Below are 23,091 nucleotides of genomic sequence, written 5' to 3'. Positions count from 1 at the left end.
TTTCAAAAAAGAAAAGCATAGCAAAATGCACAGTAGAGTCCGACTCTACTGTGCATTTCATACGCTATTATTCACCAACATATGGTAAAAGTGCCATTTGACGAGCACGTTTAATTGCAACTGTAAGTTTGCGTTGGTATTTTGCGCTTGTTCCTGTTACACGACGAGGTAAAATTTTACCACGCTCAGAAACGAAACGTTTTAATAAATCAACATCTTTATAGTCAATGCGAGTGATGCCGTTAGATGTGAAGAAACACACCTTACGACGCTTCGCACGTCCACCTTTGCGTCCTGCCATGTCTATTCCCTCCATTCTTTGTTAAAACTAACTAATTTACTGTATTAGAACGGTAAATCGTCGTCGGAAATGTCGATCGGTTGACCTACATTTGAAAATGGATCGTCATTCTTCGTAAATCCAGAGTTCCCTTGGTTACCTTGGTTGCCTGAATTACTAGATTGACCAAATGGGTTAGAGCTTTGGTTACCGAAACCAGCTCCTGATGGTTGCTGATTAAATGAACCACGTTGCTCCCCACCGCCATTACGCGGCTCTAAAAATTGTACGCTTTCCGCAAGAACTTCTGTTACATATACACGTTTACCATCTTGTCCATCGTAATTACGAGTTTGAAGACGTCCATCTACGCCTGCTAAGCTACCTTTTTTCAAATAATTCGCTACGTTTTCTGCTTGTTTACGCCATATTACACAATTAATAAAGTCAGCTTCACGCTCACCTTGTTGATTCGCAAATGCGCGATTCACAGCTAACGTAAAAGTAGCTACTGCAACACCATTGGGCGTGTAACGTAAGTCAGGGTCCTTAGTTAAACGACCAACGAGGATAACACGATTCATCAATCGAACCACTCTCCCTTATATATCAATTATTTTTCTTCTTCTTTAACAACGATATGACGAAGGATGTCTTCGTTGATCTTAGCTAAACGGTCGAATTCATTAATCGCTTCTGCGTTAGAGTTCACGTTTAAGATCATGTAGAAACCTTCACGTAAGTCGTTGATTTCGTAAGCTAAACGACGCTTACCCCACTCTTTCGTGTTAATGATTTCTGCACCATTGTTTGTTAAAACACCTGCGAAACGTTCAACTAAAGCTTTTTGAGCTTCTTCTTCAACGCCAGGACGAATGATGTACATAATTTCGTACTTTCTCATTACACTTTCACCTCCTTTTGGTCTAAACGGCCCATAATGGGCAAGGAGCAATTAATTTATAGTAATTACTCACGAGTTTAGATTATATCATAGTAAGTTAGATGAATCAACTCACCCATGCATAAAAAACTTGGCAAACACATAATATATTTGCCAAGCTCATATCTTTATTTTTCCTAGGAAATATTAAATTAAACGTTGAATCGGAAGTGCATAACGTCTCCGTCTTTTACGATATACTCTTTTCCTTCTAAACGAACTTTACCAGCTTCTTTTGCAGCTGTCATAGAACCGTTTGTCATTAAGTCTTCGTAAGAAACTGTTTCCGCACGAATAAATCCACGCTCAAAGTCTGTATGAATTACGCCCGCACATTGTGGTGCTTTCATACCTTGTTTGAACGTCCATGCACGCACTTCTTGCACACCAGCTGTGAAGTAAGTAGCAAGTCCTAATAAATCATACGCAGCACGAATTAATTGATCTAAACCAGATTCTTCAATACCTAGTTCTTCAAGGAATACTTTTTTCTCTTCCTCGTCTAGCTCAGCGATTTCTTCTTCGATTTTTGCACATACAACGATTACTTGAGAATTTTCATTTGCAGCAAATTCTTTTACCATTTGTACGTATTTATTTTCAGAAGGGTCGATAATATCGTCCTCACTTACGTTTGCTACGTATAACATTTCTTTTGTTGTAAGTAAATGAAGGCCTTTAACAATCTTCATTTGCTCTTCTGTGAATTCAACAGTACGAGCTGGTTTGCCCTCTTCAAAAGCTTCTTTTAAGCGAACTAAAATTTCATGCTCATATACTGCTTCTTTATCTTTTTGTCTTGCTAATTTCGCAACACGTTCGATACGTTTATCAACAGATTCTAAATCCGCTAAAATTAGCTCTAAGTTGATTGTTTCGATATCATCGATCGGATCTACTTTCCCTGAAACGTGTGTAATATTTTCGTCTTCAAAACAACGAACAACTTGGCAAATTGCATCTACTTGGCGAATGTGAGATAAGAATTTATTTCCTAAACCTTCACCTTTACTAGCACCTTTTACGATACCTGCAATATCAGTAAACTCAAATACAGTCGGAACAGTTTTTTTCGGTTCTACTAATTCCGTTAATTTATTTAAACGCTCATCTGGTACTTCTACAATCCCTACGTTTGGATCAATTGTACAGAATGGATAGTTTGCAGATTCTGCTCCTGCTTGTGTAATTGCATTAAATAAAGTTGACTTCCCTACGTTAGGTAATCCAACAATCCCAGCCGTTAATCCCATATTTTTCACTCCTATGTCTCAATCTTTCATCATTATAGATAGTAACGAAAAAAATGACAAGTTTCCTCCAAACGAAAAAAGTAACAGCTACCCCATTGCAACTGTTACTTTTTCTCTATTCTTCGTGCTTCACAAGTATTTTTTTCACCTTACGATCAAATTCTCTTCGAGGAATCATTACTGAATGGTCACATCCCTCGCACTTAATGCGGATATCCATTCCCATACGAATAATCTTCCAGCGATTCTCACCACATGGGTGGGCTTTCTTCATTTCCACAACATCGTACAAGTTATACTGCTTTTGCTCCATTCTCCAAACCCCTCTCCATACTAAATTGCTTTTCCACTCACCAATTCTTCACGATTATATAAAACCATACGTGGATATGGAATTTCAATTCCATGTAAATCTAGACGATTTTTAATTTCTTTACGAAGGGCTCTTGCAACAACCGCATGTTGCATCGGCTCCACTTCCGCAATAACACGTAATATAACTTCTGATGCAGCCAATGTTTGCACACCTAATAACTGAGGCCTTGCTACCATTTGGGTATACTGTGCAGGTAATTCTTCTAATAACTCTTCAATTACTTGCTCCGCTTTCGCTATATCAGCCTCATACGAAATCGATACATCAACAAATGCTACACTATTACTAACTGAATAGTTCGTAACCTGAATGATACTTCCGTTTGGTAAAGTATGAATTTCACCTGTCCAACTCTTTACTTTTGTTGTACGAAGTCCAATTTCTAGAACGACACCTTCAAACTGACCAATTTTCACATAGTCACCTACCGAAAATTGATCTTCTAGCAAGATAAATAACCCCGTAATAACATCTTTCACTAAACTTTGAGCACCAAATCCGACTGCTAAACCAATTACCCCAGCACCCGCTAGTAGACCAGATGCATTAATATTAAACACACCCAAAATCGCAATTAACATAATGAACATAACAACGTATGCCACAATATTTTCAAGTAACTTCGCTACTGTAACTGTACGACGTTCTGAAATTTGAATTGGCGAACGGCTTCCCATACGAAACGCATTTCGTACAATTGCACGAGCAACTCGCACAATAATTGCACCAAGTATTAAAATAACGACTATTTTTAGTGATTTCACACCTATATTCGTCCAATCAATGGACTCAAACCATTTCAACGCTAAATCCATGTACCTCTACCTCTCCAACTAAAATTTCTTTTTAATTATCCTTCTCATTGTATCAGAAGTCACCCTGGTTTCTGAAAAATTTTTATGACTTTAATTGTATTTGTTAACTGCCATGCAGGTATAAAATGGAACGAATATATATATACTAGTACTATTATTTCCGTTTTCACTCAAGTTTTACAAGAAGTACGCACTTATAGTTTTCCATTTTATTTACCTTATAACATATTTTGAAAATTTATTAAAAGGATGGATGCTTCATGAATATTGGAAGTTTTCGCTTACCCTTTTTCGAAAAAGAAACTCAAAATGTTATGCACCAAGACGTAGAAGCCTCCGAGACAATTAGTAACTTCCTACTTTCCCATATCCCTATTAAAATAAATATACCAATTATTCTCGTTTGTATTGGAACAGATCGTTCTACAGGCGATGCACTCGGTCCGTTAGTCGGTACGAAACTAGAACAAGTAGGAATTAAAAACTTCCAAGTGTTTGGCACACTAGATGAGCCAGTACATGCGCTAAATTTAGAAGAAAAAATTCAGAATATACAGAAAGATAATCCTGCTTCGTTTATAATTGCGGTCGATGCCTGTTTAGGAAAGTCTCAAAGTATCGGTTCCATCACTACCGGAATGGGGCCTAGCAAACCTGGAGCTGCAATGAATAAAAAGTTACCTGCAGTTGGTGATTTACATATTCACGGCATCGTAAATCTAAATGGTTTTATGGAGTTTTTCGTCCTGCAAAATACAAGATTAAGTTTAGTCATGAAAATGGCTGATGTAATTGCACAAAGTATAAAAGAAACAGACCAAAAATTATCTGTATTAAAAAAAGCAAACCATCTATAAATAATAAGATGGTTTGCTTTTTAATTTTTCCGTGCTAATAATTCTAAAATACGATTTAAATCTTCTTTATTAAAAAATTCAATTTCGATTTTACCTTTTTCTTTTTTCGTTTCTTTAATCTTCACATCTGTACCAAACTTTTCTCTTAAGAACGTTTCGCGCTCTACAAAAAATATATTTCTCTCTTTTTTCACTTGTTTTGTTTCACGTGAAACGCGTTGATTAATCTCCTGGACAATTTTCTCTAACTGACGAACATTTAATCCTTCTTTTTCAATTCGCTTTAATAAAGATTTTAATTGTTCTTCATCTTTTATCGTAAGCAAAGTTCTCCCATGAGCCATTGAAAGTTGGCCATTTGCAATCATATCTTGCACAAAAGAAGGGAGGCTTAATAACCGCGTATAGTTTGCAATGTAAGGTCTGCTCTTACCAAGACGTTTTGCTAATTGTTCTTGCGTTATATTTAGCTCATTCATTAACATTTGATATGCCATTGCTTCTTCCATTGGATTTAAATCTTCTCGTTGTAAGTTTTCAAGCAATGCAAACTCCATCATTTGCTGCTCGTTTAATTGTCTTACAACAGCAGGTACCTTTTCGAGCCCCGCCTCTTTGGCAGCACGATATCTTCTTTCACCTGCAACGATTTCATATCCTTTAATACTCTTCCTAGCAATTAATGGTTGCAGTATGCCATGCTCTTTAATAGAAGCCGACAATTCTTGAATCGCCTCTTTATTAAAGTGTTTACGTGGTTGATATGGATTCGGTCTTAATTCAGTTATCGCAATCTCCTGAATTGTCTCTTCTTCTTTCACATCTAAATCAGGAAAAAACACATTGATTCCTCTTCCTAATCCTTTAGCCACCTGCAATCACTTCCTCTGCTAAATCTATATATACTTCTGCCCCTCTTGATTTAGCGTCATACTGCATAATTGGTTTCCCATGACTTGGTGCCTCACTTAAACGAACATTACGAGGAATAATCGAACGGTATACTTTATCTCTAAAATATTTTTTCACTTCATCTATAACCTGAATCCCTAAATTCGTACGGGCATCCAACATTGTTAGCAATACGCCTTGAATTGCTAGATTTTTATTTAAGTGCTTTTGCACAAGTCGAACTGTATTTAATAGCTGACTTAATCCTTCTAGTGCGTAATACTCGCATTGAACAGGAATAATAACAGAATCTGCTGCGGTTAATGCATTAATCGTTAATAACCCTAAGGACGGGGGACAGTCGATAATAATATAGTCATATTCATCACGAACTGGCTGTAATGCCCTTTGTAAACGTACTTCCCGGGAAATAGTCGGTACCAATTCAATTTCAGCACCTGCCAATTGAATTGTAGCGGGTAGAACATCTAAGTTTTCAGTTGCGGTTTTACGTATAACCCCTTGAACATCTGCATCTTCCACAAGAACATTGTAAATACATTGATCTAATTCGGATTTTTCAATTCCCACACCAGTCGTTGCATTTCCTTGAGCATCAATATCTACAAGAAGGACCTTTTTACCTACTTGTGCCAATCCAGCCCCTAAATTAACAGATGTGGTTGTTTTCCCAACGCCACCTTTTTGATTGGCAATAGCAATGATTTTTCCCATGATGTCACCTACTTTCAACCTTTCTATCTTATTCTAGTAACAATTACGTTTATTGTAACATGAAATAAAAGTTTTTCTTTTACGTCCTTATTAAACTTCAAAATTTATTTGTAAACTCCTTCTTCATCCAGCAAGAAAATATAGTAAAAGAGACCTATCCAATAGGATAAGGTCTCTAACACGCCATTATTATTTTTTCTTTGGAATTTTAATTGTAATTTGATAGTACTCATCAAATTCTTCTTCCTCAGAATTAACATTTAAACCACTGTCAGCAACCATTTGTAATGACTGCCTAATTGTATTCATGGCGATTCTCGTATCTCGACTTACTGCTTTTTGCTTTGCCTTACGCTTCGGTTTTGCTTCCTCTAGTAATTTCGCAATTCGTTCCTCTGTTTGCTTTACATTCAACTGTTTCTCCACAATTTCCTGTAAAACCTTCAGTTGTAATTCCTCATTTTTTAAAGGAATGAGCGCGCGAGCATGTCTTTCTGTAATGCTTTTTTCTAATAACGCACTTTTTATTTCTTCAGGCAACTTTAACAATCGCAACTTATTTGCGATTGTGGATTGTCCTTTTCCAAGTCGTTGTGCCAATGCTTCTTGTGTTAAATTATGTAACTCAATTAGCTTTTGATATGCCACAGCTTCCTCGATTGCTGTTAGTTCCTCACGTTGCAAGTTTTCAATTAAAGCTACAGAAGCTGTCTCTGTATCATTTAAGTTTTTTATAATTGCAGGAACCTTTTCCCACCCTAACTTTGTTGCCGCACGGAAACGTCTTTCCCCAGCAATAATCTCGTACTTGTCATCCTCATATTGCCTCACAACAATTGGCTGAATAAGTCCATGTGTACGAATCGTTAATGCTAGCTCCTCAATACGCGCATCATCAAAAACTGTTCGTGGTTGATAACGGTTAGGGGTAATATTTACTATCGGAATTTCTTGTATTTCTTCATATACCTTTTTATCTATTTCTTCATGGCTTTCGTCTTGTAATTCGAATTCGCTCTCTTTATCTCCAAAGCCAAATAAACGAGAAAACGTATTTTTCATACATATTCCACCACCTTTTAGGCCTATTGACTATTCTCCATAAAATGTTTCCTATGAAACATTTACGTTTTCATTTATATAATTTAATCTTACGTCTAATAAGATTTATTTTTCAATAGGTAATTTATTGGGTGTTCCCGGTTTGCGTGGATATTTCTTTGGTGTCTTGCGCTTTTTCTCGATTAATAAAATATTACGTTCACTTTCTTCAAACGGTAATTGGAACGTAGACATTTCTTTTAGATCCCCGCCTAGCACCTCTAAAGCATACTTGCCATTTTCAATTTCTTCGTTTGCTGCAGCACCTTTCATTGCAATGAATGTTCCTCCAACTTTTACAAGTGGTAAACATAACTCACTCAATACCGAAAGACGCGCAACTGCACGTGCCATTACAATATCGTACGATTCACGTACACCTTCTTTTTTCCCAAATGTTTCAGCACGATCATGACAAAACGCAACGTCACTTAATTCTAACTTTTGTGCTAAATGATTTAGGAAATTAATGCGCTTTTGCAATGAGTCTACAATTGTCACTTTTAAGTGCGGGAAACAGATTTTTAAAGGAATACTTGGGAATCCAGCTCCTGCGCCAACATCACAAATTGAGAATGGTTTTGAAAAATCATAATAAAAGGCAGCTGTAATGGAATCAAAAAAGTGTTTTAAATATACTTCTTCTTTCTCCGTAATAGCCGTTAAATTCATTTTTTCATTCCACTCTACTAATGTTTCGAAGTAGATTTCGAACTGCTCTAACTGTCTAGAAGAGAGGGTGATCCCCTTCTCTTCTAGCATAGATTGAAATTGTTCTATGTTCATCTAGCAATATCTCCTTACTATTTATTGGTTCGATACTCGCGCAATTTTTCCTTGTTCAATATACACAAGTAAAATGGAAACATCCGCTGGGTTTACGCCAGAAATACGTGAAGCCTGCCCCATTGAAAGTGGACGAACATCTTTCAATTTCTGTCTAGCTTCTGAGGCAAGGCTAGAAATCGCATCATAATCAATATCCACAGGGATTTTTTTGTTTTCCATTTTCTTCATACGCTCTACTTGCTGTAAAGATTTTTCAATATATCCTTCGTACTTAATCTGAATTTCAACTTGTTCTGTCACTTCATCACTTAATTCTACTTCACTTGGTACTAAAAGATGAATGTGCTCATATGTCATCTCTGGACGACGTAACAAGTCACTTGCACGTATTCCATCTTTCAATTCACTTCCGCCAATGCTACGAATTAATTCTTGAACTTCAGGACGTGGCTTAATAGTGATGCTGCTTAAACGTTCCTTTTCCTGTTCAATTTGTAATTTTTTATTTGTAAATCGCTCATAGCGCTCTTCTTTAATTAGTCCAATTTCACGACCAACTTCAGTTAAACGAAGATCAGCATTATCATGGCGTAATAATAGACGATATTCTGCACGAGACGTTAATAAACGATATGGTTCATTTGTACCTTTCGTTACAAGATCATCAATTAAGACACCGATATAAGCATCCTCGCGACCTAAAATAACTTCTTTTTTGCCTAAAGAACGACATGCTGCGTTAATTCCAGCCATAAGCCCTTGTCCTGCTGCCTCTTCATAACCAGAAGTTCCGTTAATCTGTCCTGCTGTATATAAATTTTTAATTTTTTTCGTTTCAAGTGTTGGCCATAGTTGTGTTGGCACCATCGCATCATATTCAATCGCATAACCTGTACGCATCATTTCAACGTTTTCTAGACCAGGGATTGTTCTAAGCATATCACGCTGTACATCTTCTGGTAAGCTTGTGGATAAACCTTGTACATACACTTCTTGTGTATTACGTCCCTCTGGCTCTAAGAAAATTTGATGACGTGGTTTATCATTAAACCTTACTACTTTGTCTTCAATTGAAGGGCAGTATCTAGGTCCTGTTCCCTTAATCATACCAGAATACATAGCTGAGCGATGTAGGTTTTCATCTATTAAACGATGTGTTTCCGTACTTGTATACGTCAACCAACATGGAATTTGATCCATAATAAATTTTGTCGTTTCAAAAGAGAAAGATCGTGGTTTATCATCACCTGGCTGAATTTCTGTTTTACTGTAATCAATTGTATTACTATTTACACGCGGAGGTGTACCTGTTTTAAATCTAACAAGATCAAATCCAAGCTCCTCTAAATGTTCAGATAAAGTAATAGATGGTTGTTGATTATTCGGACCGCTCGAATATTTTAAATCCCCCATAATAATCTCACCGCGTAAAAATGTTCCAGTCGTAATTACTACTGTCTTTGCTGTATATTCAGCACCAGATTGCGTAATTACCCCTTTACATTCACCATCTTCAACAATTAAACGCTCTACCATTCCTTGGAACAACGTTAGATTTGGTGTTTCTTCAATTGTTTTCTTTAATTCATGCTGGTAAGAGAACTTATCTGCTTGTGCTCGAAGTGCGCGCACAGCTGGTCCTTTACCTGTATTTAACATACGCATTTGAATATGTGTTTTATCAATGTTGCGTCCCATTTCTCCGCCTAATGCATCAATTTCACGAACAACAATCCCTTTTGCTGGTCCACCAACAGAAGGGTTACATGGCATAAACGCTACCATATCTAAATTAATTGTTAACATTAATGTGTTGGAGCCCATTCGTGCTGCCGCAAGACCAGCTTCACATCCTGCATGACCTGCACCGATTACTATGACATCGTATGAACCGGCATTGTATCCCATTGTTTATTCCTCCTAATAATCTCTATCTTTCTAAAACATCACTATATTATTTTCCTAAACAAAATTGAGAGAACAGCTGGTCAATTAGGCTTTCATGGACCGTATCACCAGTAATTTCACCAAGTATTTCCCACGTTCTTGTTAAATCAATTTGCACCATATCAATTGGAACACCATTTTCTATCGCCTCAATCGCATCTCCAATTGTTTTTCCTGCTTGTGTTAATAATCCAATATGTCTTGCATTAGAAACATATGTCACATCTGCAGAATCGATTGCTCCTTCAAAGAATAAATCAGCTATTGCCTTTTCAAGCTCATCTATTCCTTGTTCCTCAATTAGCGATGTTGTAATAACACGATTTCCCGCTGCCAATTCTGTAACACGTTCCATATCAATTGTTTGCGGTAAATCAGTCTTATTTACAATAACAATGAAATCTTTTCCTTGTACGGCACGGAATAGATCTTCATCCTCATTCGTTAAAGCCTCGCTATAATTCACGACAACTAACACTAAATCAGCTTGACTCATCATTTCTTTTGAACGCTCTACACCAATTCTTTCAACAACATCTTCTGTTTCACGAATTCCGGCTGTATCTATAAGTTTAAGTGGTACACCACGCACATTAACGTACTCTTCAATAACATCACGAGTTGTTCCTGCAATATCAGTTACAATTGCCTTTTTCTCCTGAACGAGACTATTTAATAGCGATGACTTCCCAACGTTAGGTCTACCGATGATTGCAGTAGCAATACCTTCACGTAAAATTTTTCCTTGCTTCGATGTTTCTAATATTTTTGCAATTTCAGCACGGACATGTGTAGCTTTCTCAATTAAAATATTATGTGTCATTTCTTCCACATCATCATATTCCGGGTAATCTATGTTTACCTCAACATGAGCTAACGTTTCTAATATGTCCTGACGCAGACGGCCGATCAATTTAGATAATCGTCCTTCCATTTGATTAATCGCTACGTTCATTGCACGATCTGTTTTTGCACGGATTAAGTCCATAACAGCTTCCGCTTGTGATAAATCAATACGGCCATTTAAAAAAGCACGTTTCGTAAATTCACCAGGCTCTGCTAATCGTACTCCTTGTGCTAAAATAAGCTGCAACACTTTATTTACCGAAACAAGTCCACCGTGACAGTTAATTTCTACTATATTTTCACGTGTAAATGTCCTCGGTGCACGCAGAATGGACACCATTACTTCTTCAATAACTTGATTTGTATCTAAATCAACAATATGACCATAATGAATTGTGTGAGAAGGAACCTCTGTTAAATCCTTCCCTTTAAAAATACGATTAACTTTTTCAACCGCATCATCCCCACTTACTCGAACAATGGCAATTGCACCCTCTCCAAGCGCTGTGGAAATCGCGGCAATTGTATCAAATTCCATGTCCTTTCACCTCACTTGCTTATTTATCTCTATTTCAACATGATTATTTTCTTCACTAAATTATTAGAATACCATAACGAACCTATCTACAAAAGAATAATAACTCATTTTATTATGTCCTCATGTAAAAAACACTAAACTTATTCACAGTGGATAAGTTTAGTGTTTTTTAGTTATCCACACCTATTTTCCCCTCAAAAAAACCGGCACTCAATTGAGTAACCGGTCACTTGGAAGATATTACAACATGTCGATGTGGTTCTTTTCCTTCAGAAGTTGTAATGATATTTTGATGATTAGATAATGCTTGATGGATAATCTTTCGTTCAAAAGATGGCATAGGCTCCAACACAACCCTTTTTTTCGTACTTACTACTTGTTTTGCTAATCGATAAGAAAGGGCTTCTAATGTACCTTTTCTTTTACTACGATAATTTTCAGCATCTAGTGTGATGCCAATATACTGCTTTGTATTACGATTCGCCACAAGTTTTGTTAAATACTGTAAAGAATTCAAGGTGTTTCCTCTTTTTCCAATCAAAACACCTATATTTTCGCCAGAAATTGTAAATTCAACTTCGCGTCCTTTTACAATTTTACTAATCTCAGCTTCCACACCCATATCGTGAATCACATTTTTTAAATATTCTTCACATTCTTGAATCGGATCTTTCTTCAATACAACTTCTACTACTGCAGGTCGATTCCCAAATAAACCTAGGAACCCTCTTTTACCTTCATCGATAATATTTATATCTACTCGGTCTTTTGAAACATTTAGTTGTCTTAAAGCATCTTGTACTGCCAGATCGACTGTTTGTCCTTTAGCAGTAATTACACTCACTTGCTTGATCCTCCTGCCTTACTAGCCTTAATTTCCGGCCCCTTGATCAAGTACATTTGAGCGATACCAAAGATATTACCAACAACCCAGTAAAGTGATAATGCAGCTGGGAAGTTAATTGCAAAGACTAAAATCATAATTGGCATAAGCCAAATCATCATTGCCATTTGCGGATTTTGACCAGCTGTTCCTGCCATTGCAAGCTTTTGCTGAATAAATGTCGTAATTGCCGCAACAACCGGTAAGATATAGAACGGATCTGCCTGCCCTAAGTCGAACCATAAGAATGTATGCTTACTAATTTCTGCTGTTCTCATAATCGCATGGTAAAACGCGAATAAAATAGGCATCTGAACAAAGATTGGTAAACATCCTGCTAATGGATTTACACCATTTTTTTGATATAACTGCATCATTTCTTGTTGTAGTTTTTGCTGTGTTGCTTGATCTTTAGAACTATATTTCTCTTTTAACTTCACCATTTCTGGTTGTAACGCCTGCATTGCTTTCGTACTCTTCGTTTGTTTAATCATTAATGGTAATAATGCAAAACGAATGATAAGCGTTGTAACGACGATTGCTAAACCGTAATTACTACCAAATAAGTTGGCAAAATACGTAATTAACTGAGAAAGCGGATATACGAAATATTCATTCCAAATTCCAGTACTTTTCGGCGTAATCGGCTGATTCACTTCACTACAGCCAGTAGCAATTGCCATTAATGCAATAACCATGGCTAGTAAACCTATTTTCTTTTTCAAAGCCTGCTCCTCCTTGTTTCGGTATGTATATAGTGTAATTCATTTCCTTACGCTACTTTTTTATTCTTTTCATACCAGAGCGTTTAAAGACATGAATTAAGCTTTTCTTTAATTCTTCATATGTCATCTCTGCACAAGGCTTCCTTGCTATTATAACAAAATCTTTTCCAGAATCTATCTCATCTTTTAATTCTGTGATTGACTGGCGGATCATACGTTTAATTCGGTTACGCACTACTGCATTTCCTATTTTTTTGCTGACAGAAAGACCAATACGAAAGTTTGGCTGCTCTGCCTTATCTAGTTGATAGACAACAAGCTGACGATTCGCATTCGATTTTCCTTTTTGAAAAACCGTCTGGAATTCATCATTCTTTTTTATACGATGTGTTTTCTTCATATCAATTGACACTCCTGTAGTTCATCAGTGGAAATTCACTATTATTAGAAAAAAAGACCACTGAACGATCAGTGGTCTACGCAGATAATACTTTTCTTCCTTTACGACGACGAGCTGCTAGCACTTTACGTCCGTTCGCTGTGCTCATACGGCTGCGGAAACCATGTACTTTGCTGCGCTTACGTTTATTTGGTTGGTAAGTTCTTTTCATTATATGACACCTCCCTGAGGAATATCTGTTAAAGACAGTCCTATAAATTATAGTTAATCAACTAGGAAAATGTCAATGGTTCTCGAAATTTTCATCAAATATTCATTTTGAACCTATTCACATACTTTTTCACAGACCCTATATTTCCTTGTGGATAAATGTTTTTTCTTGTTTTTTATATCCACAAACCTTTTTCGCACTTTTACACAGTATATCGTGTTGTGGACAAGTTTATTCCACAAGGTATTGATTTTGTGGATAACTTTCTGAAATTCATTGCTATAGCTACTTTTTTTTGATATTATAGTTGTGTTTTCACTTTGAATAAGTTTTCCACACCTTTATCTTATCCACAATTTGTGTATAACATGTGGACAGTTTTAATCACATGTGGGTAAATGATTATCCACATTTGCTTTTTTTGTCGAAAACCCTATCTCATATACAAACGACGTTTTTAGGTTTTAAAATACGTTTCGTATAAATATACATTTTATATTTATTTAGGTTGTACATTTGTTGCGCAACCTTATTCTTTTACCATCTTAGTAAAGGAGGGACACCTTTGGAAAACATCTCTGATTTATGGAACAGTGCCTTAAAAGAACTAGAAAAAAAGGTCAGTAAGCCAAGTTATGAAACATGGTTAAAGTCAACAACCGCGCATAATTTAAAGAAAGACGTATTAACAATTACGGCTCCAAATGAATTCGCTCGTGATTGGTTAGAATCTCATTATTCAGAGCTAATTTCGGAAACACTTTACGATTTAACGGGGGCAAAATTAGCTATTCGCTTTATTATTCCCCAAAGTCAAGCTGAAGAGGAGATTGATCTTCCTCCTTCTAAACCAAATTCAGCACAAGATGATTCTAATCATTTACCGCAGAGCATGCTAAATCCAAAATATACGTTTGATACATTTGTTATTGGCTCTGGTAACCGTTTTGCTCACGCTGCTTCATTGGCTGTAGCCGAAGCGCCAGCTAAAGCATATAATCCCCTCTTTATTTACGGGGGAGTTGGACTCGGAAAGACCCATTTAATGCATGCAATTGGTCATTATGTAATTGAACATAACCCAAACGCGAAGGTTGTATATTTATCATCAGAAAAATTTACAAATGAATTCATTAATTCTATTCGTGATAATAAAGCGGTCGATTTTCGTAATAAATACCGTAATGTAGATGTTTTATTGATAGATGATATTCAATTTCTAGCAGGAAAAGAACAAACTCAAGAAGAGTTTTTCCATACATTCAATGCATTACACGAAGAAAGTAAACAAATTGTAATTTCAAGTGATCGGCCACCAAAAGAAATTCCAACTTTAGAAGACCGTCTTCGTTCTCGCTTTGAATGGGGACTCATTACGGATATTACGCCACCAGATTTAGAAACACGAATTGCAATTTTACGTAAAAAAGCAAAGGCTGAAGGACTCGATATACCAAATGAGGTTATGCTTTATATTGCAAATCAAATTGATTCAAATATTCGTGAACTAGAAGGTGCACTCATCCGAGTTGTAGCTTATTCATCTTTAATTAACAAAGATATTAATGCTGATTTAGCAGCTGAAGCACTTAAAGATATTATTCCAAATTCTAAACCAAAAATTATCTCCATTTATGATATTCAAAAGGCTGTTGGGGATGTTTATCAAATAAAATTGGAAGATTTCAAGGCGAAAAAGCGAACAAAATCAGTTGCTTTCCCTCGCCAAATTGCAATGTATTTATCACGCGAACTTACAGACTCCTCCTTACCTAAAATAGGTGAAGAATTTGGTGGACGTGATCATACAACAGTTATCCATGCACATGAAAAAATTTCTAAGCTGCTTAAAACGGATACGCAATTACAAAAGCAAGTTGAAGAAATTAACGATATTTTAAAGTAGTAGCTGAATAGTGTGAATAACTTACCTTGTTTTACGCACAGTCTATCCACATGTAGATAGACTGTTTTTACATCCTTTAACGGGGTTATCCACATATCCACAGGCCCTATTACTATTACTACTATTTTTTATCTTTATTAATTAAATAAAATCTTATACTTACCGGAGGTTTTTCTTTATGCGTTTTACAATACAAAAAGACTATCTTGTAAGAAGTGTACAAGATGTAATGAAGGCTGTTTCTTCTCGTACAACAATTCCGATCCTTACAGGAATTAAAATTGTCGCTACGGAAGAAGGCGTTACGTTAACAGGAAGCGATGCTGATATTTCAATTGAATCCTTTATCCCAGTTGAAGACGATGGAAAAGAAATCGTAGAAGTAGCGCAATCAGGAAGTATTATTTTACAAGCAAAATATTTTAGTGAGATTGTAAAAAAATTACCTAAAGAGACTGTCGAAATTTCTGTGGAAAATCATTTTATGACAAAAATAACTTCTGGAAAATCAGAGTTTAATCTAAATGGTTTAGATTCTGCTGAATATCCATTGTTACCACAAATTGAAGAACATCATGTTTTTAAGATTCCAACAGATTTACTGAAACATATGATCAGACAAACTGTATTTGCAGTTTCCACTTCTGAAACAAGACCGATCTTGACAGGTGTAAACTGGAAAGTATATAACAGCGAATTAACTTGTATTGCTACAGATAGTCACAGGTTAGCTCTTCGAAAAGCAAAAATCGAAGGAATCGCAGATGAATTTCAAGCGAATGTTGTTATTCCAGGTAAAAGCTTAAATGAATTAAGCAAAATTCTAGATGAGTCTGAAGAAATGGTAGATATCGTTATTACGGAGTATCAAGTATTATTCCGTACAAAGCATTTATTATTCTTCTCAAGATTGTTAGAAGGGAATTACCCTGATACAACTCGTTTAATTCCAGCTGAAAGTAAAACAGATATTTTTGTAAATACAAAAGAATTTTTACAAGCAATTGATCGTGCATCTCTATTAGCAAGGGATGGTCGTAATAATGTTGTGAAATTATCAACTTTAGAACAAGAAATGCTAGAAATTTCTTCGAATTCACCAGAAATCGGGAAAGTAGTAGAAGAAGTTCAATGTGAAAAAGTAGATGGGGAAGAATTAAAAATATCTTTTAGTGCAAAATATATGATGGATGCACTAAAAGCTTTAGATAGTACTGAAATTAAAATTAGCTTTACTGGCGCAATGAGACCATTCTTAATTCGCACAGTAAATGATGAGTCCATTATTCAATTAATTTTACCGGTTCGTACTTACTAAGTAAGAAGTAAGGGTTGCTAGTTTTCAGATACTAGTAGCCCTTATTTGATTTTTGGGTATTACTTTCCTAATGTTAGTTTATTTAGTACAATGAAAGAATGAACACTTTCAGAAAGTGAGCGATTTTATGAAACGTATTAAAATTTCAACAGAGTATATTACACTAGGACAATTTTTAAAGTTAGCCGATGTAATTGATACAGGTGGCGCTGTAAAATGGTTTTTACAAGAATATGAAGTGTACGTGAATCAAGAACTTGAAAATAGAAGAGGTCGCAAATTATATGCGAACGATATTATTGAAATTCCAGGAAGCGGAAGTTTCCAAGTTCAGGCATAAAGGGGGAGCCCTTTGTTTATTTCAGAAATACAGTTAAAAAACTATCGCAATTATGAAAAGTTAGAGCTTTCCTTTGAAGATAAAGTGAATGTGATTATCGGTGAAAACGCGCAAGGGAAAACGAATTTGATGGAAGCTATTTACGTTTTAGCGATGGCGAAATCTCATAGAACCTCTAATGATCGCGAACTTATCCGTTGGGATGAAGATTTCGGTCAAATTAAAGGGAAATTACAAAAGAGAAATAGTTCTTTGTCTTTGGAATTAAATATTTCGAAAAAAGGTAAAAAGGCAAAATTAAATCAACTTGAACAACAAAAATTGAGTCAATATATTGGCATGATGAATGTTGTCATGTTTGCCCCAGAAGATTTAAATCTTGTAAAAGGAAGCCCTCAAGTAAGAAGACGCTTTTTAGATATGGAATTAGGACAAATAGCCCCAGTCTATTTGTATGAATTGAGTCAATATCAAAAGGTGCTCACGCAACGAAATCACTTGCTGAAAAAAATGCAAGGGAATAGTAAGAATGAGGAAACGATGTTGGATGTATTTACACTTCAGCTTATTGAGCATGGTGCAAAAATATTGCAAAAACGGTTTGAGTTTTTGCATTTACTACAAGAATGGGCAGCTCCAATTCATCGCGGTATAAGCCGTGGATTAGAAGAATTAGAAATTGTCTATAAACCAAGTGTAGATGTATCAGAATCAATGGATTTGTCGAAAATAAAAGAAGTATACTATGAAAATTTTCAATCTGTGAAACAACGTGAGATTTTCCGTGGTACGACTTTAATTGGTCCTCATCGTGATGATTTACAATTCTTCGTTAATAGTAAAAATGTTCAAGTCTTTGGTTCGCAAGGACAACAACGAACGACCGCACTGTCCCTAAAATTAGCTGAAATTGAATTGATTTACTCAGAAGTTAAGGAATATCCGATTCTTTTATTGGATGATGTATTATCAGAATTAGATGATTATCGTCAATCGCATCTGTTAAATACAATTCAAGGAAAAGTGCAAACATTTGTGACAACGACGAGTGTCGACGGAATTGAACACGAAACATTAAAAGAAGCGAAAACAATTCATGTAACGAACGGCACGGTAGATTGTGAAATAGATAGGGCGTAATCCCTATTTAAATGGAAAAGTAGGTGATCTTTGTGTCAATGGAACAAAAGCAAATGGAAGAAAACTCATATGATGAAAGTCAGATACAGGTACTTGAAGGATTAGAGGCGGTTCGAAAACGCCCTGGGATGTATATTGGATCTACGAGTGGAAAAGGACTTCACCATCTTGTTTGGGAAATCGTCGATAATAGTATTGATGAAGCACTTGCAGGGTATTGTGATGAAATTAACGTTAGTATCGAAGAAGATAATAGTATTCTTGTAACGGATAATGGACGTGGTATTCCAGTTGGTATACAAGAAAAAATGGGACGTCCTGCTGTAGAAGTTATAATGACTGTTCTCCATGCTGGTGGTAAGTTTGGCGGTGGCGGTTATAAAGTTTCTGGTGGTTTGCATGGTGTTGGGGCATCTGTAGTAAATGCTCTATCAACAGAACTAGAGGTATTTGTACATCGTGAAGGAAAAATCCATTATCAAAAATACGAACGAGGTATTCCGGTTGCGGATTTAAAGGTCATTGGTGACACAGATCAAACGGGGACGATAACTCGATTTAAACCAGATCCAGAAATTTTTCAGGAAACAATCGTATACGAATTTGATACGTTAGCAACTCGTATGCGCGAATTAGCATTTTTAAATCGTAATATTAAATTAACAATTGAAGATAAACGTGAACATAAACAGAAGAAAGAATTCCATTATGAAGGTGGAATTAAATCATATGTTGAACATTTAAATCGTTCAAAACAGCCAATTCATGAAGAACCTGTATATGTAGAAGGGTCAAAAGATGGTATTCAAGTTGAAGTCGCGCTCCAATATAACGAAGGATATACAAATCATATTTACTCATTTACAAATAATATTCATACGTATGAAGGCGGTACACATGAGGTAGGATTTAAAACAGCCTTAACTCGTGTGATCAACGATTATGGTCGTAAAAATAATATTTTAAAAGATGCGGATAGTAATTTAACTGGTGAAGATGTTCGTGAAGGTTTAACGGCAATTGTGTCAATTAAACATCCAAATCCGCAATTCGAAGGACAAACGAAGACGAAACTTGGAAATAGTGAAGCAAGAACGATTACAGAGTCAGTGTTCTCAGAGGCATTTGAAAAGTTCTTACTGGAAAATCCCAATGTTGCGCGTAAAATTATCGATAAAGGGACGATGGCAGCCCGTGCGCGTGTAGCGGCTAAAAAGGCTCGTGAGTTAACTCGTCGAAAGAGTGCTTTAGAAGTTTCAAGTTTACCAGGGAAATTAGCAGACTGTTCTTCTAAAGATCCAGCAATTAGTGAAATTTATATCGTAGAGGGTGACTCTGCGGGTGGTTCTGCGAAACAAGGGCGCGATCGTCATTTCCAAGCAATTTTACCATTGAAGGGTAAAATTATTAATGTTGAAAAGGCACGTTTAGATAAGATTTTATCAAATGATGAAGTTCGTACAATTATTACAGCGATCGGTACAAATATCGGCGGAGACTTCGATATTGAAAAAGCACGCTATCATAAAGTTATTATTATGACCGATGCCGATGTTGATGGTGCGCATATTCGTACCCTATTATTAACGTTCTTCTATCGTTATATGCGTCAAATAATTGAGTGTGGTTATATATATATCGCACAGCCACCTTTATTTAAAGTACAACAGGGTAAGAAAATTCAATATGCTTACAACGATAAGGAACTTGAAAAAATCTTAGCTGAATTACCAGCCCAACCTAAGCCAGGTATTCAGCGTTATAAAGGTCTAGGGGAAATGAATCCAACTCAGTTATGGGAGACGACAATGGACCCAGAAGTACGTTCATTACTTCAAGTTTCTCTTCAAGATGCAATTGAAGCGGATGAAACATTTGAAATTTTAATGGGAGATAAAGTAGAGCCACGTCGTAACTTTATCCAAGAAAATGCAAAATACGTGAAAAACCTTGATATTTAAATGGGTAACGACAGGAATCTAAGTATTCCTGTCTTCTACATATAAATCAATGTATGTGTAACGGAAATGTAAGAGGAGGTGCTCGTTGATGTCAGACAATCAACAACAAGCACGAATTCGAGAAATTAATATTAGTCATGAAATGCGTACTTCGTTTTTAGATTACGCAATGAGTGTTATCGTATCTCGTGCATTACCAGATGTTCGTGATGGATTAAAACCTGTGCATCGTAGGGTTTTATATGCGATGAATGATTTAGGAATTACAGCTGATAAAGCGTATAAGAAATCAGCGCGTATTGTCGGTGAAGTAATCGGTAAGTATCACCCACACGGTGATTCAGCTGTTTACGAGACGATGGTACGTATGGCGCAAGATTTTAGTCAGCGTTATATGCTTGTTGATGGGCATGGTAACTTTGGTTCTGTTGATGGCGATTCAGCAGCAGCAATGCGTTATACAGAAGCAAGAATGTCTAAGATTTCTATGGAATTAATACGTGATATTTCAAAAAACACGATTGATTATCAAGATAACTATGATGGTTCTGAAAGAGAGCCAATTGTATTGCCGGCGCGTTTCCCTAATTTATTAGTGAACGGTACGACGGGTATTGCGGTTGGTATGGCAACAAATATCCCGCCGCATCAACTCGGTGAAGTAATTGATGGTGTATTGGCACTAAGTCATAATCCTGATATTACGATTGCAGAATTAATGGAGTTTATTCCAGGACCAGATTTTCCAACAGCAGGTTTAATTTTGGGGCGAAGTGGGATTCGAAGAGCGTATGAAACAGGTAGAGGCTCTATTATGCTTCGAGCTAAAGTTGAAATTGAAGAAAAGTCAAATGGTAAACAATCTATTCTCGTAACTGAACTACCTTATCAAGTTAATAAGGCGCGATTAATTGAAAAAATCGCAGAATTAGTTCGTGACAAGAAAATTGAAGGTATTACGGATTTACGTGACGAGTCAGATCGAAACGGTATGCGTATTGTTATGGAAGTACGCCGTGATGCCAATGCTAATGTACTATTAAATAATCTATATAAACATACAGCACTTCAAACAAGTTTCGGTATTAATATGTTGTCTCTTGTAAATGGAGAGCCACAAGTATTGAATTTAAAACAAAATTTATATCATTACTTGGAGCATCAGAAGGTAGTAATTCGTCGACGTACTGCTTATGAATTAGAAAAAGCAGAGGCGCGTGCTCATATTTTAGAAGGATTAAGAATTGCTTTAGATCATCTTGATGAAGTTATTACGTTAATTCGTAGTTCGAAAACAGCAGATATTGCAAAGCAAGGCTTAATGGAACGTTTCGGTTTAAGTGAGAAACAAGCGCAAGCAATTTTAGATATGCGTCTGCAACGTTTAACAGGATTAGAACGTGAAAAAATTGAGCAAGAATATCAAGACTTAATGAAGTTAATCGCTGAATTAAAAGCAATCTTAGCAGATGAAGAGAAAGTTCTTGAGATTATTCGTGAAGAATTAACGGAAGTAAAAGAGCGCTTCAATGATAAGAGACGAACAGAAATTACAATTGGCGGCATGGAATTTATTGAAGATGAAGATTTGATTCCAGAGCAAAACATTGCTATTACGTTAACGCATAATGGTTATATTAAGAGGCTGCCAGCTTCTACGTACAAAACACAGAACCGTGGTGGACGTGGTGTACAAGGAATGGGGACGAATGATGATGATTTCGTAGAACATTTATTAACTACTTCTACGCATGATCACATTTTATTCTTTACTAATAAAGGGAAAGTATACCGTACGAAAGGATATGAAATCCCAGAGTATAGTCGTACAGCAAAAGGTATACCTATTATTAACTTATTAGGTGTAGATAAGGGTGAATGGATTAACGCCATTATTCCAATTCGTGAATTTGGTGACGATGAATTCTTATTCTTCACAACGAAACAAGGTATTTCTAAGAGAACGCCACTTTCATCATTTGCAAATATACGTACGAATGGTTTAATTGCAATCTCCCTTCGTGAAGAGGATGAAGTAATATCTGTGCGTTTAACATCTGGCGATAAGGATATTATTGTAGGAACAAGCAACGGTATGCTAATTCGCTTTAACGAGCAAGATGTACGTTCTATGGGACGTAACGCTGCTGGTGTAAAAGCAATTACATTAGGTGACGAAGATCAAGTTGTAGGCATGGAAATCGTCGAAGAGGATGTAAATGTTCTAATTGTAACCAAAAATGGTTATGGAAAACGTACACCAATTGATGAATACCGCCTACAAAGCCGTGGTGGTAAAGGTCTGAAGACTTGTAATATTACAGATAAAAACGGTAAGTTAGTAGCTGTTAAATCTGTAACAGGTGAAGAAGACATCATGTTAATTACGGCGGCGGGTGTTATTATTCGTATGCCAGTTGATCAAATCTCTCAAATGGGACGTAATACACAAGGTGTTCGTCTAATTCGTTTAGAGGATGAGCAAGAGGTAGCGACGGTAGCAAAAGCACAAAAGGATGAAGAAGAGGAATCTAATGAAGAGGTTTCTTCTGAAGAATAAGAGGGGGGATTTTTCCTCCTCTTATTTTTTTATAATAATACTTGCATAGCAATAGAAAACTCTATATAATAGGCAGAGTCAGCAAATGAGGGATACAAATTATCTTAAAAAACTTGTTGACGAAAATAATGTACTATGGTATATTATAAAAGTCGCTGAAACGCGATGTTGAACTTTGAAAACTAAACGAAACAAACAACGTGAAACGTCAATTTTTATTTTTAGATGCTAGACAAACTAACTTTATTGGAGAGTTTGATCCTGGCTCAGGATGAA

23 protein-coding genes are annotated in these 23,091 nt (G+C 36.2%); 7 read left to right on the top strand and 16 right to left on the bottom strand.

The features are described from left to right. Positions 1 to 67 precede the first annotated feature (67 nt). From rpsR to MR115_RS07200, 6 genes are all read right to left on the bottom strand, one after another. The gene (gene rpsR / locus MR115_RS07225) at positions 68 to 301 is read right to left on the bottom strand and encodes a 30S ribosomal protein S18 (protein ID WP_000918874.1); all 234 of its coding nucleotides are present in this window, start codon (positions 299 to 301) and stop codon (positions 68 to 70) included. Between the two features lie 44 nt (positions 302 to 345). After that, the gene (gene ssb, locus MR115_RS07220) at positions 346 to 867 is read right to left on the bottom strand and encodes a single-stranded DNA-binding protein (RefSeq protein ID WP_000981963.1); all 522 of its coding nucleotides are present in this window, start codon (positions 865 to 867) and stop codon (positions 346 to 348) included. A 26-nt stretch (positions 868 to 893) separates the two neighbouring features. After that, the gene (rpsF, locus tag MR115_RS07215; protein WP_001233781.1) at positions 894 to 1,184 is read right to left on the bottom strand and encodes a 30S ribosomal protein S6; all 291 of its coding nucleotides are present in this window, start codon (positions 1,182 to 1,184) and stop codon (positions 894 to 896) included. Between the two features lie 191 nt (positions 1,185 to 1,375). Next, a complete protein-coding gene (ychF, locus tag MR115_RS07210) occupies positions 1,376 to 2,476 on the bottom strand; it encodes a redox-regulated ATPase YchF (RefSeq protein WP_000524656.1) in 1,101 nt (366 codons plus the stop codon). A gap of 115 nt (positions 2,477 to 2,591) precedes the next feature. Then, the gene (locus tag MR115_RS07205; protein ID WP_000436051.1) at positions 2,592 to 2,789 is read right to left on the bottom strand and encodes a DUF951 domain-containing protein; all 198 of its coding nucleotides are present in this window, start codon (positions 2,787 to 2,789) and stop codon (positions 2,592 to 2,594) included. A 20-nt stretch (positions 2,790 to 2,809) separates the two neighbouring features. Continuing rightward, on the bottom strand, positions 2,810 to 3,667 hold the full coding sequence (locus tag MR115_RS07200; RefSeq protein ID WP_098273037.1) for a mechanosensitive ion channel family protein: 858 nt from the start codon (positions 3,665 to 3,667) through the stop codon (positions 2,810 to 2,812). Positions 3,668 to 3,927: 260 nt separating this feature from the next. On the opposite strand from MR115_RS07200, the gene yyaC reads away from it, so the two are divergent. After that, on the top strand, positions 3,928 to 4,524 hold the full coding sequence (gene yyaC, locus MR115_RS07195) for a spore protease YyaC (protein ID WP_242240630.1): 597 nt from the start codon (positions 3,928 to 3,930) through the stop codon (positions 4,522 to 4,524). A gap of 20 nt (positions 4,525 to 4,544) precedes the next feature. On the opposite strand, the gene spo0J is transcribed toward yyaC, so the two are convergent. From spo0J to rpmH, 10 genes are all read right to left on the bottom strand, one after another. Then, positions 4,545 to 5,396, bottom strand: a complete 852-nt coding sequence (spo0J, locus tag MR115_RS07190) for a stage 0 sporulation protein Spo0J (RefSeq protein ID WP_242240628.1) — start codon at positions 5,394 to 5,396, stop codon at positions 4,545 to 4,547. Further along, entirely contained in the window at positions 5,389 to 6,150 is a 762-nt protein-coding gene (gene soj, locus MR115_RS07185) for a sporulation initiation inhibitor protein Soj (protein ID WP_000516117.1), read from the bottom strand. The genes spo0J and soj overlap by 8 nt, the downstream gene beginning before the upstream one ends. 189 nt (positions 6,151 to 6,339) lie before the next feature. Continuing rightward, on the bottom strand, positions 6,340 to 7,212 hold the full coding sequence (noc, locus tag MR115_RS07180; protein WP_000799026.1) for a nucleoid occlusion protein: 873 nt from the start codon (positions 7,210 to 7,212) through the stop codon (positions 6,340 to 6,342). 105 nt (positions 7,213 to 7,317) lie between these two features. Beyond that, on the bottom strand, positions 7,318 to 8,037 hold the full coding sequence (gene rsmG, locus MR115_RS07175; RefSeq protein WP_001019622.1) for a 16S rRNA (guanine(527)-N(7))-methyltransferase RsmG: 720 nt from the start codon (positions 8,035 to 8,037) through the stop codon (positions 7,318 to 7,320). A 21-nt stretch (positions 8,038 to 8,058) separates the two neighbouring features. Then, entirely contained in the window at positions 8,059 to 9,948 is a 1,890-nt protein-coding gene (mnmG, locus tag MR115_RS07170) for a tRNA uridine-5-carboxymethylaminomethyl(34) synthesis enzyme MnmG (protein WP_242240627.1), read from the bottom strand. Positions 9,949 to 9,994: 46 nt separating this feature from the next. Beyond that, entirely contained in the window at positions 9,995 to 11,371 is a 1,377-nt protein-coding gene (gene mnmE / locus MR115_RS07165; protein WP_000393765.1) for a tRNA uridine-5-carboxymethylaminomethyl(34) synthesis GTPase MnmE, read from the bottom strand. A 226-nt stretch (positions 11,372 to 11,597) separates the two neighbouring features. Next, the gene (jag, locus tag MR115_RS07160) at positions 11,598 to 12,215 is read right to left on the bottom strand and encodes an RNA-binding cell elongation regulator Jag/EloR (protein WP_242240626.1); all 618 of its coding nucleotides are present in this window, start codon (positions 12,213 to 12,215) and stop codon (positions 11,598 to 11,600) included. Next, positions 12,212 to 12,979 carry a YidC family membrane integrase SpoIIIJ gene (gene spoIIIJ, locus MR115_RS07155; RefSeq protein WP_061679591.1) on the bottom strand — a complete coding sequence of 256 codons (768 nt, stop codon included), beginning with the start codon at positions 12,977 to 12,979 and terminating at the stop codon, positions 12,212 to 12,214. The genes jag and spoIIIJ overlap by 4 nt, the downstream gene beginning before the upstream one ends. A 52-nt stretch (positions 12,980 to 13,031) precedes the next feature. Beyond that, positions 13,032 to 13,379: a ribonuclease P protein component gene (gene rnpA, locus MR115_RS07150; RefSeq protein ID WP_000750813.1), complete on the bottom strand. Its 348-nt coding sequence runs from the start codon at positions 13,377 to 13,379 to the stop codon at positions 13,032 to 13,034. 76 nt (positions 13,380 to 13,455) lie between these two features. Continuing rightward, on the bottom strand, positions 13,456 to 13,590 hold the full coding sequence (rpmH, locus tag MR115_RS07145; RefSeq protein WP_000831901.1) for a 50S ribosomal protein L34: 135 nt from the start codon (positions 13,588 to 13,590) through the stop codon (positions 13,456 to 13,458). A gap of 565 nt (positions 13,591 to 14,155) precedes the next feature. Here rpmH and dnaA point away from each other — a divergent pair. The 6 genes from dnaA to gyrA all read left to right on the top strand — a co-directional run bounded on the left by dnaA (position 14,156) and on the right by gyrA (position 22,815). Further along, positions 14,156 to 15,496: a chromosomal replication initiator protein DnaA gene (gene dnaA / locus MR115_RS07140; RefSeq protein ID WP_016085337.1), complete on the top strand. Its 1,341-nt coding sequence runs from the start codon at positions 14,156 to 14,158 to the stop codon at positions 15,494 to 15,496. 178 nt (positions 15,497 to 15,674) lie between these two features. Next, on the top strand, positions 15,675 to 16,814 hold the full coding sequence (gene dnaN / locus MR115_RS07135) for a DNA polymerase III subunit beta (RefSeq protein WP_001212888.1): 1,140 nt from the start codon (positions 15,675 to 15,677) through the stop codon (positions 16,812 to 16,814). Positions 16,815 to 16,941: 127 nt separating this feature from the next. Next, a complete protein-coding gene (gene yaaA / locus MR115_RS07130) occupies positions 16,942 to 17,154 on the top strand; it encodes a S4 domain-containing protein YaaA (RefSeq protein ID WP_000821366.1) in 213 nt (70 codons plus the stop codon). A 12-nt stretch (positions 17,155 to 17,166) separates the two neighbouring features. Further along, positions 17,167 to 18,294, top strand: a complete 1,128-nt coding sequence (recF, locus tag MR115_RS07125; RefSeq protein ID WP_000470743.1) for a DNA replication/repair protein RecF — start codon at positions 17,167 to 17,169, stop codon at positions 18,292 to 18,294. A gap of 38 nt (positions 18,295 to 18,332) precedes the next feature. Further along, positions 18,333 to 20,255, top strand: coding sequence for a DNA topoisomerase (ATP-hydrolyzing) subunit B (gyrB, locus tag MR115_RS07120; protein ID WP_061679590.1), 1,923 nt, complete (start codon positions 18,333 to 18,335; stop codon positions 20,253 to 20,255). An 88-nt stretch (positions 20,256 to 20,343) separates the two neighbouring features. Continuing rightward, entirely contained in the window at positions 20,344 to 22,815 is a 2,472-nt protein-coding gene (gyrA, locus tag MR115_RS07115) for a DNA gyrase subunit A (RefSeq protein ID WP_001282859.1), read from the top strand. Positions 22,816 to 23,091 lie beyond the last annotated feature (276 nt).

Origin of the sequence: Bacillus cereus group sp. BfR-BA-01309 (assembly GCF_022664315.1) — a bacterium.
Classification (GTDB): Bacteria; Bacillota; Bacilli; order Bacillales; family Bacillaceae_G; genus Bacillus_A; species Bacillus_A mobilis.
Note: the sequence above shows the minus strand (reverse complement) of the source record. Positions and strands in the feature narration are given on the sequence as shown.